This is a genomic window from Sporanaerobacter sp. (assembly GCF_047830725.1).
Taxonomy (GTDB): Bacteria; Bacillota; Clostridia; order Tissierellales; family Sporanaerobacteraceae; genus Sporanaerobacter.
Genome location: NZ_CP181252.1, coordinates 620957 through 637455 on the forward strand (window position 1 = coordinate 620957; position 16499 = coordinate 637455).

The 16499-nt window shown below is 33.2% G+C and carries 20 protein-coding genes; 1 reads left to right on the plus strand and 19 read right to left on the minus strand.

Annotated elements, in window-relative coordinates; translation table 11 throughout:
• Positions 1 to 159 precede the first annotated feature (159 nt).
• Positions 160 to 1182 carry an NADPH dehydrogenase NamA gene (gene namA, locus ACFWUA_RS02940; protein WP_416198678.1) on the plus strand — a complete coding sequence of 341 codons (1023 nt, stop codon included), beginning with the start codon at positions 160 to 162 and terminating at the stop codon, positions 1180 to 1182.
• Between the two features lie 96 nt (positions 1183 to 1278).
• Here namA and frlD read toward each other — a convergent pair whose 3' ends face one another.
• The 19 genes from frlD to ACFWUA_RS03035 form a co-directional block, all read right to left on the minus strand.
• Entirely contained in the window at positions 1279 to 2064 is a 786-nt protein-coding gene (frlD, locus tag ACFWUA_RS02945; protein ID WP_416198679.1) for a fructoselysine 6-kinase, read from the minus strand.
• 25 nt (positions 2065 to 2089) lie between these two features.
• On the minus strand, positions 2090 to 3115 hold the full coding sequence (gene frlB, locus ACFWUA_RS02950; protein ID WP_416198680.1) for a fructoselysine 6-phosphate deglycase: 1026 nt from the start codon (positions 3113 to 3115) through the stop codon (positions 2090 to 2092).
• A 33-nt stretch (positions 3116 to 3148) separates the two neighbouring features.
• Complete coding sequence (locus ACFWUA_RS02955) at positions 3149 to 3598, minus strand: zinc ribbon domain-containing protein (protein ID WP_416198681.1); 450 nt, start codon at positions 3596 to 3598, stop codon at positions 3149 to 3151.
• A gap of 51 nt (positions 3599 to 3649) precedes the next feature.
• On the minus strand, positions 3650 to 3820 hold the full coding sequence (locus tag ACFWUA_RS02960) for a helix-turn-helix domain-containing protein (protein WP_416198682.1): 171 nt from the start codon (positions 3818 to 3820) through the stop codon (positions 3650 to 3652).
• A 121-nt stretch (positions 3821 to 3941) separates the two neighbouring features.
• A complete protein-coding gene (locus tag ACFWUA_RS02965) occupies positions 3942 to 4847 on the minus strand; it encodes a hypothetical protein (RefSeq protein ID WP_416198683.1) in 906 nt (301 codons plus the stop codon).
• A gap of 380 nt (positions 4848 to 5227) precedes the next feature.
• Entirely contained in the window at positions 5228 to 5962 is a 735-nt protein-coding gene (locus ACFWUA_RS02970; protein WP_416198684.1) for a nucleoside phosphorylase, read from the minus strand.
• Positions 5963 to 5978: 16 nt separating this feature from the next.
• Entirely contained in the window at positions 5979 to 7274 is a 1296-nt protein-coding gene (locus tag ACFWUA_RS02975; protein ID WP_416198685.1) for a dihydrolipoyl dehydrogenase family protein, read from the minus strand.
• Positions 7264 to 8196, minus strand: coding sequence for an ABC transporter permease (locus ACFWUA_RS02980; RefSeq protein WP_416198686.1), 933 nt, complete (start codon positions 8194 to 8196; stop codon positions 7264 to 7266). Before ACFWUA_RS02980 ends, ACFWUA_RS02975 begins: the two co-directional genes overlap by 11 nt.
• The gene (locus ACFWUA_RS02985) at positions 8189 to 9271 is read right to left on the minus strand and encodes an ABC transporter permease (protein ID WP_416198687.1); all 1083 of its coding nucleotides are present in this window, start codon (positions 9269 to 9271) and stop codon (positions 8189 to 8191) included. The genes ACFWUA_RS02980 and ACFWUA_RS02985 overlap by 8 nt, the downstream gene beginning before the upstream one ends.
• Positions 9264 to 10814: an ABC transporter ATP-binding protein gene (locus ACFWUA_RS02990; protein WP_416198688.1), complete on the minus strand. Its 1551-nt coding sequence runs from the start codon at positions 10812 to 10814 to the stop codon at positions 9264 to 9266. Before ACFWUA_RS02990 ends, ACFWUA_RS02985 begins: the two co-directional genes overlap by 8 nt.
• Positions 10815 to 10885: 71 nt before the next feature.
• The gene (locus ACFWUA_RS02995; RefSeq protein ID WP_416198689.1) at positions 10886 to 11914 is read right to left on the minus strand and encodes a BMP family lipoprotein; all 1029 of its coding nucleotides are present in this window, start codon (positions 11912 to 11914) and stop codon (positions 10886 to 10888) included.
• 116 nt (positions 11915 to 12030) lie between these two features.
• Positions 12031 to 12699 carry a Crp/Fnr family transcriptional regulator gene (locus ACFWUA_RS03000; protein ID WP_416198690.1) on the minus strand — a complete coding sequence of 223 codons (669 nt, stop codon included), beginning with the start codon at positions 12697 to 12699 and terminating at the stop codon, positions 12031 to 12033.
• 363 nt (positions 12700 to 13062) lie between these two features.
• Positions 13063 to 13185 (minus strand): hypothetical protein, encoded by a 123-nt coding sequence (locus ACFWUA_RS03005; RefSeq protein WP_416198691.1) that lies wholly within the window; start codon positions 13183 to 13185, stop codon positions 13063 to 13065.
• Between the two features lie 278 nt (positions 13186 to 13463).
• The gene (gene csrA, locus ACFWUA_RS03010) at positions 13464 to 13694 is read right to left on the minus strand and encodes a carbon storage regulator CsrA (protein ID WP_416198692.1); all 231 of its coding nucleotides are present in this window, start codon (positions 13692 to 13694) and stop codon (positions 13464 to 13466) included.
• Positions 13695 to 13696: 2 nt separating this feature from the next.
• Positions 13697 to 14143, minus strand: a complete 447-nt coding sequence (gene fliW / locus ACFWUA_RS03015; protein ID WP_416198693.1) for a flagellar assembly protein FliW — start codon at positions 14141 to 14143, stop codon at positions 13697 to 13699.
• Positions 14144 to 14222: 79 nt separating this feature from the next.
• Positions 14223 to 14618, minus strand: coding sequence for a DUF6470 family protein (locus ACFWUA_RS03020; RefSeq protein WP_416198694.1), 396 nt, complete (start codon positions 14616 to 14618; stop codon positions 14223 to 14225).
• A gap of 78 nt (positions 14619 to 14696) precedes the next feature.
• The gene (locus ACFWUA_RS03025; protein WP_416198695.1) at positions 14697 to 14981 is read right to left on the minus strand and encodes a flagellin; all 285 of its coding nucleotides are present in this window, start codon (positions 14979 to 14981) and stop codon (positions 14697 to 14699) included.
• Positions 14974 to 15669, minus strand: coding sequence for a flagellar hook-associated protein FlgL (gene flgL, locus ACFWUA_RS03030; protein WP_416198696.1), 696 nt, complete (start codon positions 15667 to 15669; stop codon positions 14974 to 14976). The genes ACFWUA_RS03025 and flgL overlap by 8 nt, the downstream gene beginning before the upstream one ends.
• Before the next feature lie 320 nt (positions 15670 to 15989).
• A complete protein-coding gene (locus ACFWUA_RS03035; protein ID WP_416198697.1) occupies positions 15990 to 16481 on the minus strand; it encodes a flagellar basal body rod C-terminal domain-containing protein in 492 nt (163 codons plus the stop codon).
• Positions 16482 to 16499 lie beyond the last annotated feature (18 nt).

Sequence of the window (16499 nt, forward strand, 5' to 3'; positions counted from 1 at the left end):
AAAAAAGTAAAGGCCCTATAAGACCTGTCCCTGTCAAGCCTCCATATACCCATATCTTCTTACTACGAAATTATCTATCATTGTAGTAAATGAAAGTCCTATTACATGGTGTTTTCAATAAAATATGGGTATTATTATAAGGGAAAGGAGTGTGTATATATGAATAAACTATTTTCACATATTGATATTAAAAATCTTGAATTAAAAAATCGTATTGTAATGGCTCCTATGTGTATGGTCATGGCTGACGAAAATGGATATGCCAAAGACTGGCATGAAATTCACTATGCTACTCGTGCCATAGGAGGCACTGGGCTTATAATTTTAGAGGCAACAGCTGTGGAAAGCAGAGGCAGAATAAAAGATGGAGATTTAGGAATTTGGGATGATTCTCATATAGAAGGACTATCAAAAATAGTAAATAGCTGCAAAGCCCTTGGTGCAAAAGTTGGAATTCAACTGGCTCATGCTGGAAGAAAATGCACAGTAAAATCCGAAAAAATTATTGCTCCATCTCCTATAGCCTTTGACGATAGCTATTCTGCTCCAGAAGAAATGACCAAAGACGATATAAAAACTGTCATAAATTCCTTTAAAGAAGGGGCCAGAAGAGCTAATGAAGCTGGTTTTGATGCTATTGAAATACATGGAGCTCATGGATATTTGATAAATGAATTTTTATCTCCTCTTGCCAATAAAAGAAAAGATGAATATGGAGGCTCTCTAGAAAACAGGACCAGATTCTTAATGGAAATAATAAAAGAAGTCAAAACTGTATGGCCTGAAAACAAAGCTATAATATTGAGGGTTTCTGCTGAAGAATATGTAGAAGCCGGAAATCATCCCGAAGATTTGGTGAACATCATAAATTTAATAAAAAATGAAGGTATAGATATAATAAATGTAAGCTCTGGAGGAGTAGTTTCCGCTGATATTGATATATATCCTGGATATCAAATACCTTTTGCAGAGACAATCAAAAGAGGAACTAAACTACCAGTTATAGCTGGAGGACTGATTACAGAACCAGAAATGGCTGAAGAAATTCTTAAAAACAATAGGGCAGATTTCATATTCTTAGGAAGAGAATTGTTGAGAAATCCTTATTGGCCTCTAGAAGCCGCCAAAAAACTAAATCAAGACATAGAATGGCCTTATCCTTACATAAGGGCTAAAAATTGAAATTATGTAAGGGGACGAAAACAACAAATTCGTCCCCTTTTTGTTTGTCATAGCTTTTGTGACAGTGAATGCGACAGTGAAAACTGTCCCTAATGATCACCAAGCTCCAAAGTATTTAATAGTTGTACTTGCATTTTGGGCCCCTATTTTCATACATTCCTCAATTTTCTTCCCACTTAAAATGCCAAACAAAAATCCTGCTATATAGGAATCTCCTGCTCCCATAGCATCCACTACTTCACATGGAATAACTCCCTCATATAAAAAACTTGTGCCATCATAACATATACTTCCCTTTTCTCCCAAAGTCACAATGACCACTTTGGGCCCTTTTCTATGGATTTTCTTCATATATTCCCTTATGAAATCATCATCTCCACCATCATAGGAAAAAAAAGCATAATCCACATCATAAATTGCCTTTTCAACAATAGGAGAATCTAATTTATCGGCAAAATCAAAAGCAATAGGAATACCTTTTTTCTTTATCTTGTGAAGATCATCTTCAACCCTTCCCCACAATCCTGATACTACCAGGTCATGATTTTTAAAAAACTCTATATCCTCGTCACTAATTTTAAACTCTTTCATGACTCCTTCTTCGTAATCTCCCAATATTCTATCCCCATCTACAAGTTTCACATGAGTAATAGCAGTTTTCCCTGGAAGAATTTTTACATTAGAAACATCCACGCCTTTGTTTCTGATAGCATCTATCATAAATTTTCCATACTCGTCATCTCCTACTGCACCTGTATAAGAAGCCCGTCCTCCCAATCTTTTAAAATAAACTGCTACATTGACAGGATTGCCTCCAGGAAATGCCTTCTTAAAATTTTCATATAAATCTATGCAATTGTCACCTACAGCAGCAATTTTCATTTTATCTATACCTCTCTTTTATCATTTAATATTCTACCAATCCACCATAATATCTCCTATCATCTGGATTATGGTCTTTGCTTATTGAAAGATAATAATAAAAATACTCTAAAGGAACAAATAATATTAAAGGATCAAGCATTGGATGTAGTTCACTATTGTAATCTTTAATATCAAATACAATTATATTTTCTGTAAACCTTTTCACAAAATTAATAGCTCTTTCCGTAGTATGCCTAGACTCATCATTTCCCAAAATAAATACATAAGGCACACCTTTAGCAACCACTTCCAAAGGCCCATGCCTAAATTCAGCTGCATTTAATACGCTTCCATGAGTCCAAGTAAATTCAAGCATAGTTATAATTCCCTCTTTATATGCCAATGGCAAAAGGGGCCCAGAAGCTACTGTATATATAAAAGGCCAATTACTTGCTCTAATAGCCAATTCTTTAGATTTTTCCTCTGTAGAAACTACCAATTCAGCTAAAATATCAGGTAACTTCTTCATATCTTCCAATATAGAATCTATTTCTTTGTGAGTCCCTTTTAAATTTATATATCTACAAGCAATATAATAGCTAACCAAAAGATGCATTTCCCATATACATTCTCCACCATATCCAAAAACATTTTCTGCTTCAGCAGCCAATTTGGAACCAGTGAAACTTCGAGTCACACCTAAAGTCAATGCTCCTCTTTTTCTTGCAAGGCGGATAGAATTTACCACTTCTTCTGTTTCTCCAGAATCTGAAACTCCTATGACCATTGTATTTTTATCTAATTTAAATGGAGTATGATCCAAAAAATCAAATCCACTAAAAGCACTACATGGAATATCAGAGTATTTATCAAACAACATCTTTCCAGTTTGACAAGCACATAGCGGTGAACCACAAGCTACAAAATAAATCCTATCTATATTTCTTTCTTCCATTGTATTTATTATTTCATCTAATTTTGGAAAACCACTTTCCATCAAATCTTTAACTTCACTCACCATATTTTCAGTCACTAAAAAATCAACTGTACTCTTATCAATATCTAGCATACACACTCCTCCAATCTTTTTCCCTTGTGTTTGCTACAATTCCTTCCCACAGGATTTGCAAAACTTTGCATCCTCATCATTTAATGCACCGCATTCTTTACATTTAATTTTTATTATTTCTTTTACTTCGCTCTCACCTTTTCTATTGCTCATATCCTTAACTATATCAATATTTTCTATAGTATCATTTATCATGCCACCTTTGGCTGCACTATAAGGTTTCAAGTCCTCTCTAGCTTTTTCTGGATCTAATAGAAGTCCTGAACCTGCTGTACCTTTAGCACCAATATTCATAAGCACACTTCCTACAATTATACAAATCATTCCAATCACTGGCCTTGCAACAAAACTTGAAGGGTTCATATAAAAACTAGGTACCATATCTACAAAAAAGCTAGACATAAACAGCACAAATCCAAGAACCATAAGGACTAAGCCTATATAATAGATAGCTTTTCTTTCCTTTGAAATTTTATTTGCCATTTTCTTACCCCCTTATATTCAACTTCTTTGCTATATTATATCATAAAAATCCTAGTTCAGAATCCACATAAAATTTGCGACAGTGAAACTATCGCATACTACTCTATTTTTTATAATGACTATCCTTATATCTTCATAAGATATATCATCTGGCAATGCATCTTTAATTGGCTTTAGTCTTTCTGCCCCTATTTCATTTTCTATCTTTTCAAATATAACCAAACAATATGATATAAAGTTGTGTTATTACTAATATATCACTCTTTTCTTTTTCTTTTTTGTATATGCTTCTTGTGAAAATTCAAAAAATATAATAAGGATGGAGTATACTATTTTTATATTTCTAAATCAGATCTGCATATCTAAGTTTAGAATCCATATCAATGTCCATTTCACTTATGGAATTGTAGATTAGAACCTTCAAATATCCTACAGGATTTCTAATCTCCCGCATTCTACTTGCTTCTTTAAATTTATTCACAGCATGTTCTATGGCAAAAAAATTCAATCGCTTGATATCATTTTCAGCTATTTTAGCCGGAATATAATTGTCCCCAATTTTTATTCTTTTGCTATTTTCAATATCAAGTAGCAATAGCTTTATAGCATGAGCTGCTGCTACTTGATACTTTTCATCTATAGCATGGAGTTCACAATTTTTTATGATTTTTTTATACTTTTCCTGAAAATTTTCATAAGATGAGTCTCTTCCATCAATCCTTCTATCACCTTTTAACGATTTTTCGTGATTGATAGATTGATTGGAAATCTCTGTAGAAGTCTTTGTAGTAATCTCTGGTAATGGTGAGGTCATTTTGCTCCTTTCCATTGGTTCATTTTGTATATCATTATCATTTTCTTTTGAACCTATCATAGTATCATTTTGATCTAATGTATCAGAATTGTTTTCTTCATCTTTTATCATCTTTTCAAGCTCTTCATAATTGATAGTATACCAAAGAGTCCTGTCCATTTGATATACATTGAAATTATCAACTATTATTAAATTCATATCTCTCAACCTTTTGAAAGTTCTCTTTATAGTTGAATTGCTCCAAAAAGGAAATTCCTCATGCCACTCATCAATGGTATTGTAAGTCCAGTATCTTCCCTCGTGAAAATTTCTATTGTTTTTCTTATTTATCTCAATCCAATAATGTACCTGCTGCAATATCAAAGCCTCATTTAGTCCCAATACCACTGCCAATTCTTTATCTAATACCAATGGGTGTGAATTTAAAATTGTCATATCCATGTCCCCCTTTTTCTTCAATATTCTAGTATCAATATATAATTGAAGAAGATTTTTTCAAAATGAGGACTTAGATAAAGTCAACATAAAAATAAGCCCTACTTTGCGTAAGGCCTATATCTTCATCTACAAAACTTCTTCTATTTCCAAACCCGTTTTTTCAGTTAGTTCTATTAATTCATCAAAATTTGTTCCATCTACGTATTCTCGACTACCTACTGTGACTGCAGTTATTATTTCTTTGATTGTTATTATATATTCTTTTGCATTTTACAACACTTTAATTATTTCATTACTCTTTCTGGCGTAGCCTTAAAAGTATTTGCTTCTGTATGAGTTGAATCAATACTTATATCAGTATCTTCTATTATTCCTTCTTATGAATGATAAATTTTATACATGGTTTCTAAGGCTAATAATATTTCTCTTTTTTCTCCTTCTATAGGAGCTAATTCTTCTTTGGCATAATCCCTTATTCCATCCTTAACATTAGATTTATATTTTACTACTGTATTTAATATACTGCTTGCTTTGACTCCCCTTAGTTGAGCTAAGGTAAAAATAGTTGAACTTTCCATGTCTGATGATAGAACATTTTTCTTGTTCCAGTAGTCCATCATTTCATCTTCTTCATCTATATAAAAGGAATCATGACTTCTAATTATTCCATAATGATAAGGGTATCCCAATTCTTTACAAGTATCTATGATAGTATTGGTGAGTCTAACATCTGCTACAGCAGGATATCCCTCTTTTATATACATTTTAGTCGTTCCATCCTCTCTAACAGCTGCTGAGCCTATTATCAAATCCCCCAAATTGACATAGGACTGAACTGCTCCACCACTACCAATTCTGATGAAATATTTTCCACCACAAGCAATTAACTCTTCCATTGCAATAGCTGCTGAAGGCCCTCCAATACCTGTAGAAGTCACAGTTATAGGGACATCTTTATATATTCCCCTTATAGTCCTAAATTCCCTATTATAAGCTATCTCTCTACAATCATCCAACAATTCTCCCATCCTAAGCACTCTTCCTGGATCCCCAGGCAATATCACATATTTAGAAATATCCTTAGTTTCGCATAAAATATGAGGTTGTTTCATGTAATCACCTTCTAAGTCAATTTTTCATAGTATTTAATACTGCTTCCAATATAGATTCAGTGAGAGTTGGATGGATAATTAAATTAGATTTAATATCCTCTATTGTAAATTCATTATCCAACAATATGCTCAAAAGTCCTACATATTCAGATACATCTTCTCCCACCATCCATATTCCCAATATCTTGCCTTCCACATCCATTATTACTTTGACAAATCCATCTTGGACATCTTTAGCCCATCCTCTCCAGGTATCTTTAAAATCACAGTACCCTACTTTATAGGGCATATCCTTTAACTGTCCTTCTTGTTTTCCCACACCAGCCATTTCTGGCAAAGTAAATACCGCTCTAGGCAATTCATCATAATTCATAACTACTGGACTTTTATAGAGAATATAATCTGCCACCTGTATTGCCTGATTTATAGCTACATGAGCCATGCCCATTATTCCATTGATATCACCAATGGCAAATATATTTTTCTCTCCCGTTCTTAAATTCTCATCTACAAGAATTCTACCTTCTTCAACTACAATATTTAGTTTCTCAATACCTTTGGGGATATTGGGTTCCCTTAAAAAAGTAACCAAAACCTTATCCCCTTCTATTATTTCATGACTTTCTAACAATACCTTTACCTTTTCCTCTTCCACCCAAGCCTTTTTTGCTCCAACACCTTTGATTATCTTTACTCCTTTATCCAATAAATGTTTTTCAATAGGAAAAACCAAATCCTCATCATTTCCTGGAAGTAGCATGTCTTCTTTTTCTATTAATGTTATATTGACCCCCATTTCTGCATAGATTGCAGCAAATTCTACTCCTTCTACATTTCCTCCTAGTACTATGGTATTTTCAGGAATAAATTTAAAATCTATAGCCTCCCTGTGAGTAATTATTTTATCTCTGTCAATAGGTATTTCTGGAACACTGATAGGCTCCGTTCCTGTGGCAATTATTATATATTCACCTTCCAATAAAATATCTTTGACCTTATAGGATTTAGAATCAATAAATTCTCCTTCTCCATAATAAATATCTACCTTTTCATCTTTAAGGGCAACATCTATCTTGTTCTCTAAGATTTTTAAATCTTTATCCCAAGAAAAATTTAAATCTTTTTTTCTATCCTTCTTAAACCAATCCAAAGCCTTCTTTACAGGCAACGCTCCCCATCTTAAAGCTGTCCCACCTAGATTTTTCTTCTCTATTAAGGCTACGGCTTTCCCATTCTTAGCTAAATATTTAGAAGAGTAATATCCAGCTATACCTCCACCAATTACCAATACATCATATTTCTTATTCTGCACTAGAATCTCTCTCCTTATTTTTCTTTACTTTTGCTATTTGACGTTTAGTTACAATAAATAAAGCTAATATAGTTGCTATATAGGGAATCATCTGAGTAAACTGAGATGGTATACCCATAACCTGTAATCTAATACCTAAAGCATCAAAAAATCCAAACATCAATGCAGCCGCAAAGGTCCTTATCGGATTGGCTCTACCAAATATTATAGCTGCTACTGCTATAAATCCTCTATTGGCACTCATGTTTTCTGAAAACAAGGTCAAATAGCCTAAAGAAAGATGAGCTCCTGCAAATCCACAAAGAACGCCACAAGCAATAGATGATATATATTTCATCTTTTTAGGGCTAACTCCAGCCGTCTCTAAAGCCTCTGGATATTCTCCTGAAGCTCTTAGCCATATGCCATGAGGTGTTTTATATAGATAAATGTAAATTAAAACTACTAAAATCCAACTAATATATACAAATATGGAATGGTTGTTGAGTATTGCATTTAAAAATGGAACACTCGAAAGTCCAGGAAACTTTAGTCTGGGGAGTGGTACTATATCTGGTGAAGAAAATGCACCTTTTACTCCAAATATGCTTCTCAATAGAAATACAGTTAATCCACTAGCAAACATATTTATAGCAATTGCTACAATAAACTCATCAGATTTTAAATCTACAACAAATACTGCAAACAATAAACCTATGACTAATCCTACCAAACCTGCCAATATTACTCCTGCCAAAGAGGAACCAAAAAAGAAACTTCCCAACACTCCAAAAAATGCCCCAAGAAGAATCATTCCCTCCATTCCTATATTTAACATTCCCGCATGCTCTGTAAGAAGACCTCCCAAAGCAGCTAATATAAGAGGAGTAGCAGTTCTTATAGTATGTTGAAGCAAAGTAAGATTGAAAACTTGCTTAAGCATTCTTTTCACCTACCTTTTGTTTAGATTTTCTCTTTAGATTCAATTCCTTGAATTTTTCCTTAAATCCTGCTTCTCCAGCAATAAATAAGATAATTATAGATTGAATAACTAATACCAATTCAGAAGGAATGGAAGTAGCATTTTCCATAGAAACAGAACCTGTTTTTAATGCTCCAAGGAAAATTGACATTACAATGACTCCAATAGGGTTGTTCTTTACTATCAATGCAGCTAACATACCATCCCATGCATAACCTGGAGATATGTTTTGCAAAAATCTATAATGAACTCCTAACACTTCAAAAACTCCAGCCATACCAGATAATGCACCCGATATGACCATAGCCATTATCATCTGCTTTTTATCGTTTATTCCTCCATATCTTGCAAACAAACTATTTTGACCTACCATTTTATAATCATAGCCTGCCGAAGTCTTTTCCATGAGATAATAAATGATTATAGCAATAAATCCCATGAAAAAAATACTGGTATTTAAAGTAGATAGTTTTATCAATCTTTTTAAATGATATCCTTCTGCAATGATTTCAGTTCCACCCATTTTTCCCTTAGTAGTAGCAAAAGGATAATTTACTAAATAAGATGTAAAAAGGACTGCCACAGAATTTAGCATTATAGTCGTGATTACTTCATCTATTTTATATTTAACTTTCAATATTGCAGGAAGATAAGCATACAATCCCCCAACTACTGCTCCTGCAACAATAGCTAAAAGAATACCAATACCCTTTGGCAATGCTGTAAAGGTAATACCTACATAAGCTGCAGCAAAGGCCCCTAAATAGAGTTGTCCTTCTCCCCCAATATTATATATTCCACTACTAAAAGATATTGCTGTAGCAAGACCTGTTAATACTAAGGGCACAGTCTTTGCAAGAGTAGTAGCTATATTATATTTAGAACCAAATGCCCCTTTTAAAAGAGCTCCGTATCCAAGCAATGGGCTTCTACCATTGGCAATCATAATAAATGCCCCAATAAGTAACGAAACCAATATAGAAAGAAACAAGGACAATATATATTCTAAATCCCTCTTGAGAAATTTCTTATTCAACCTTTTCCCCTCCTTCCGCCTTCTCTGTATGTTTACCAGTCATATAAAGACCTATTTCTTGTTTAGTTATTTCACCATTTAAAAACTCTCCTGTAATTTTGCCCTCATATATAGTGATGATTCTATCGGATAATCTAAATATTTCATCTAATTCAGCAGAAACCAGCAATATTGCTGCACCTTTATTTCTTTTTTCAATTATTTGACTGTGAATAAATTCAATAGCTCCAACATCTACTCCTCTAGTTGGCTGGGCAATTATAAGTATTGGAGTATTGAAAGAAAACTCTCTGGCGATAACCACTTTTTGCATATTTCCACCAGACAATTTTCCTACAGGTAAATCTCCAGACGGTGTCCTAATATCAAACTCATCTATTAATCTATCCGTTCTTTCCTTTACCTTTTTCTTGTTTATGTGAACTCCCTTGATTGCATAAGGCTCTTCATGTTGAATGCCCATTAAGAGATTTTCCCATATACTGGCGTCTTTTGACAATCCTGTTGCTAATCTATCTTCAGGCACATGAGCTATACCTAGTTTTCTAATCTCATTTGGACTTTTGTTAAAAGCCTCTACTCCATTTACTATAAATTCTCCTTCTTCCATTTCCCTAAGGCCTGTCAAAACTTCGACTAATTCAGATTGACCATTTCCCTCTACTCCAGCTATACCTAATATCTCACCAGCTTTAAGATTAAAAGATACTCCATTTAATGCAACAAGTCCTCTATTATCTCTAGCTTTTATTCCTTTTACAGACAAAACTTCTTTTTTAGAGGATTCTTTTTTATAAAGCTCATCAAACAAAACTTCTCTACCTACCATCATTTCAGCTAGTATTTGCTCATTGGCATCCTTAGTTTGTAATGTACCTATCATTTTCCCTTGACGCATTACACTTACTCTATCAGATATAGCCAATACTTCTTGAAGTTTATGTGTTATTATGATTACAGTTTTCCCCAAATCATTGACCAATTTTCTGATGACCTCAAACAATTCTTCTGTTTCTTGCGGAGTAAGAACTGCTGTAGGCTCGTCCAATATAAGTACATCTGCCCCTTTATATAATACCTTCAATATTTCAATTCGCTGCTGAATCCCTACAGATAAAGACTCTACCTTTTCATGGGGATCTACTTTCAATCCATAAGTTTCAGATAATTCCTCTGTTATAGCCACTGCCTTTTTATAGTCTATAAATAATTTCTTGTGTTTAGGTTCATTTCCCAATACTATATTTTCAGCTACGGTAAAAGAAGGCACGAGCATAAAATGTTGATGAACCATACCTATTCCAAGTCCAATAGCATCTAGTGGACTCTTGATTTGGGTGGGTTTTCCTTTAAACAAAATCTCTCCTTGTGTTGGTTCATAAAGACCATATATGATATTCATTAAAGTAGATTTTCCTGCTCCATTTTCACCTATAATAGCGTGGATTTCACCTTTTTCTATATCAAGACTTACATTGTCATTAGCTAACACTCCCGGAAACCGCTTAGAAATATTTCTCAATTCAATTAACTTTTCAGCCATTAATACTCACCTCTTTGCATTGTAAATTCTTTAAAATGGAGAAGTAGACTTCTACTTCTCCATTTTAAAAATTATTTTGCTTCTGGCACTTCTATTTCTCCACTAATGATTTTATCTTTAATCTCATCTAATTGAGCTTTCATTTCATCTGTTACAAATTGTTTCATATCCTCTGTACCATAGCCCAATTCAACACCATTTTGTTCCAATCCATAATGAATAACTTTTCCTGGTTCTATTTCACCTTTTTGAATTTTTCCTATGGTTTCATATATGGAAAATCCAACTTTTTTAACCATACTTGCTACTATGACATCTGGATTAATATGTCTTTGGTCTGTATCTACACCTATAGCATATTTTCCTTGTTCTTCAGCAGCCTCAAAAACTCCTTCCCCAGTCTTTCCTGCTACTTGAAATACTATATCTGCACCTCTTGAATAAAGAGCAGTAGCACTTTCTTTACCTTTTGCAGGGTCTTCAAAATCTTCAGCAAAAATAGTTTCTACTGTTATGTCTGGATTTATATATTTAGCACCTGCTTCATAACCAGCTTGAAAATTTCTAATTACTGGTAAATCCATCCCTCCAACCATACCTATAATATTGCTTTCTGTAAGCATAGCAGCCAATGCTCCCGCTAAGAAAGAACCTTCATTTTCTGCATAGCTAATAGTTATTAAATTGTCAATTCCCTCTATTTCATTATCTACATATATATAATGAACATCTGGGAATTCTTTTGCTATTTCTTGTACTACATCATAAAATTCAAATCCTACTACTGCTACTATAGAAGCATATTGAGAAGCTTGTACCAATTGATCATTGTATAGAGATGGGTCATTTCTACATTCATACACCTTGTATTCAATACCTAAATCTTCCTTAGCTTTTTCTACTCCTTCATGGGATGAATCATAGAAAGAACGGTCTCCCAAACCACCAGCTACTACTAAGCCTACTTTTACCGCTTCTTCTGTTCCATTTTCTACATCATTGCCCTCTGTTTTAGCTGGAGTAGCCTTTTTCCCACAGCCAGATAAAATTGTAGATGCAATTAATGTAAAAATCAATAAAATTGCAATTCTTTTTTTCATTAAAAACTCCTCCTTCTAAAATAATTTTCGTTAATTTATATGTACCTTGATTCTCCCACTAGCAAAACATGAAAGAAATCAACGGACAATCAAATTAAAATATTGATTATAAATCCTTATTCATTTCTGCTAACTTTTTCTTCTTCTACTAATCCTTCTATATCAATAACAAATATGGAGTTGTTTGAAACTTCTATTAAGTTTTTCTCCTTTAACTGTTGAAGGACCCTATTTATACTCCTTTGAGTTACAGCAAATTGTTCACTCAACTGCTCTTTATTCACTTTTATTTCTGTACCTGAATCCAATCTATATAATAGATAGTTGCAAATCCTATACTTTAAGGAATAAAGTGTATTCTCTCCTGCCATTTTAGATAATTTATAGAAACTATCACATAAAGTTCTAGTTATATACAATGAAAAATGTCTATCTCTATCTATCCACTGCAAAAAGTATTTTCTATGTATACCAATAACCCTAAGTTCTGTTAATGCCTCTATAGAACAGATATAGGGCTTATTGTCAAATATCTCTAATTCTCCAAAATAATCTCCCTTTTTATATATAGATTGAGAAAACTTCTTTCCATTTTCTGCAGTTAAATAGATATTGGCATAGCCTTCAACTATTATACAAAAATATTCATACTTCATATCTTGATGACAAATAACATAATCCTTTGGATATTCTCTTATCTTCCACCTCTTTAAAATATCATAAGGGCAATCCTTTAACATTTCTTTTATTTGCCCATTGGATTCAATTATATCTACAATTTCCAAAAATTCTACCTCCTTTTAAGTATACCTGAGGATATCGTTTGCATAAAGGACATCTGTCCTAATATTCCATATCTTTTGCTAAAACCATGCGGATAAACTATGTAAAATAAGAAACCTGTCCCAATATATTTTATCACAATTAACCACAATTTAATAAGCATCAAATAGCCTCCACCTTTTAATAGATGGAGGCTATTTAACTATACTATTCTTCTTTGAAGTCTTCTAATATCTACTTCATGTTTCCCTATTAGTTCTTTTAATATCTCATTTTCCTCAATAATAGTGTCAAGTTTAACATTGGTCTCTTCTCTAAATTCTGTTAAATCAGCTGTTTGTTCAGTAATAGCCTTTAATTCCTTTTTAATCTTTGTCCTTTGTCCTGTCTTTTTCTAAGCTCCTCTGTCCTTTTTCTAAGCTCCTCTGTCCTTCTTTTAGACTCTTTAACTCCTCTAATACTATCCTTTGAAATTCTTCATTGGTCATCAGAGCACCTCCAATTTCATCTTTCACTTATATTTCATATTATATCACATTTTATAATACGCCATCTATATAACTTTGATACCTTTCATCTTTTACATTGAGTATATCGAGGATTTGATAATTAAATAATGAAAAAATTGCTGAATCCTGTGACGCTACCACTTAATATTTAATATTAAGTAAAAAATTATATTGATACTATTTAGTATGTTTTTAGAAAACAAGTGTAATCATAGGATTATCAATTTCTAAATCGAAAAACTCAACATCACTTCATGTTATTTTTTTATGAGCCCTTTTAATTGGTCTATGTTTATATTGTTTTTCATTTGGGAGGCTTTTTGATTTTCTTCTTGAATTTGTAGATATATTTCTTTTCTATAAATGTCTATGTTTTTGGGGGCGTTTATGCCTAGTTTTACTTTGTCATCTTCTATTCCTATTACAATTATCTCTATGTCATTTCCTACAATGATGCTTTCATCTTTTTTCCTTGAAAGTATGAGCATAGTTATTCACCCCTACTTTCTTCTTTTTTGAATATATAGTGTTTGGTTGTGTATCTATTATCTTCTAGTATGACTTGTTTTCCTAATTTTTCTCTTCCATTTATGATAATTGGACCTGAAAGGTTTGTAGTCATATCTTCAAGATTTTCTGGTACTACTACTATAGTGTATACAAATACATCAGTTTCATCTTTTATCTTAAGTTTCTCTATGGCTGACTCTGGAATAGTTATATCATAATCTGGAAATACGAAAAAAGGATTCATGATGACAAAAGCCAAATCTTCATTATCTACAGATTGGAGCCAATCAAATGGATTTTCTTCATCTGGATTGTTTATGACGATAAATTTTTTACATTCTTCAAACCCTGGAATTCCTTCAGGGAAAGTGAGAATATCCTCTTCATCTATTTCAATTTCGCCAAAATTTGAGGCGTGTAGTTTCATAATTTTTTCACTCCTTCTTTTTATCAGTTGTAAGTCATTTAAAACGGCGAATGAATTCGCCTCTACAGTTTAACATCTACTACTTTTGAGTGTCTACTGTGTTGCCTGTTGTTGGGCCTGTTTTGTAGCTTTGGTAGTTTTCTTTGTAGGAGTTTAACTTTTCTGCTTCCCAATCTATATTTAGATGGCCTTCTATTTCTATTTTGGGACGGCTTTTGGGAATGATGTCTATTGTCCAGTCTTTGTATTCTAAACCTTTTTCAAAGGCTATTTCTGATACAGCATCAGGCATATCATTTTCTATCATTGCCATTCTATTGCCTTCGTAGACTATTTGATCTATTCCCTCAGCTGCTTTCTGATATGCATATTGTACTGATTCCGCTGAAAAATCTGCAATCCCTTTAAGCCCTGCCTCTGAAAAACATTGCCTCTGATCTATAATCACCCTAGGAAGCTGTCTATCTATGATCATTTTGCTCAATCCTTTCGCAAAAAATTGTAAATTGTGAATTGCAGTACAAATACAATTTAACATTGACTTTTTAAGGTTTTACCTTAAAAAGTCTACTAAGCTTGGTTGGATGATTCTTGCTCCTACTGCTAAGCTGGCTCTGTATACATTTTCTTCTGTTTTTAACTTTATTGAAACTTCAGCTAAATCTATATCTTCATTGTAAGAAATAAGACTTTTGGTGCTCAAAACTTGAGAGTCTAATTTCTTTTGAGTAAGGTTCAGTCTATTTATCTTTGCTCCTACTTCTGCTCTTACCGATAATACCTGATCCATACAAGTTTTGATTCTGCCTAGAGTCTTGTCTATTTCACCTTTATCCACTTGCTTCTCCATTTAGTGCTTTCTCGAAGTTGTCAAATACGGAGATTAGATAACTTGTATCTCCCGTTTTTGCTTCTTTTGCATCAAAAGGATTTGTAGCATTTACATCTCCTACTCCAAATACTCTCATTCCTACAGTATTTACTTTTATATCTTCAGAAACTCCCACATTGTATTCAACTACTTCGGTATCAAGCAGTTTTGCAGTCGGATCTGTATCCAAATTTCTCAATTTATATGTTCCATCTTTATCAAGCAATTCTTTGTCTGTCTTGTATCCACTAAATATATATCTTCCTGCATAGGTTGTATTTGATATTTGTACTAAATGTTCTTTTAGTTGAGCTACTTCTTCTTTGGTCTTTTTTAAATCATCTTCTGAATAGGTTCCATTGGCCATTTGTACTGCCAAGGCATTGGCTCTATGTAGAACTTCTCCTATTTCTATAAGAGCTGATTCTGTTTCAGTCATCCAAGAAGTCGCATCTTTTACATTTCGCTGGTATTGCTCTATTTTTGAAAGGTCTGTATGAAATTTTAAGCTCTTGCTGGCTCCTATTGGATCATCTGAAGGCACAGAAAACTTTTTCTGTGTAGCCATCTGCTGATTCAATTTTTCCAGTCTCCCTAAATTTTCATTTAAATTAAACAATGTATTTGAAATCAACATATTATTCGTAATACGCATTTTTCTCACTCCGTTCGAAAAAAATTTTAAATTTACCTATACTATTTTATTTAAAAATGTGCTAACCCATTTTGGTCAAAGTTGTGAAAATAAGGAACGCATCCGCAGAATTTGTGAAAATATAGAATAAGGGAGAAAATTGCTTGGAATTGCATTGTTTGAGCGAAGCGAGTTTGCAATTCCATTTTCGACCGTTTCTATATATTTTCCAAATTCGAGGACTTAGTGACGTTTTCACAACTTTGTAGCAAAATTGAAATATTCACAATTAGTCTTTTCATTTATAATTTATAATTCGTAATTTATAATTGGCGAAGCCTCTATCTTCCCACAAGTCCTAGTCTATTTATAGTTACATCTAGTATTTGATCAAGGGTTGTGATCATTCTGGCTGAGGCGGTATAGCTGTGTTGGAATTTCACCAAGTTTGTCATTTCCTCATCTTGAGATACCCCTGATTCTGATTGTCTTCTTTTTTCGATATTTTTTATGATTAAGTTTTGAGTGCTGTCCATTCTTTGAGCTTGCATACTGTCTACTGCTAAGTTGGATAACATTGATTTGATAAAATCATCTGGGGTTCCTTTGGACATACCTCCTGTAAAAAATTCTTTATTTTCTCTTAAAGCTATTATAGCTAATATATTTGTATTGTCTTCAACTCCACCCTTTGTTCCAGCTGCTGCAATTTTCCCTACATCTTCAAGAATAGCTTGTGATACCGATATATTCAAAGCATTTATTTCTTTTCCTACTTCAGAACTTGTAAAGAATTTCCCACCTTGAGTTTCCCCATCTCCATTGCCTTCCAAATCATACCCCTTCCCATG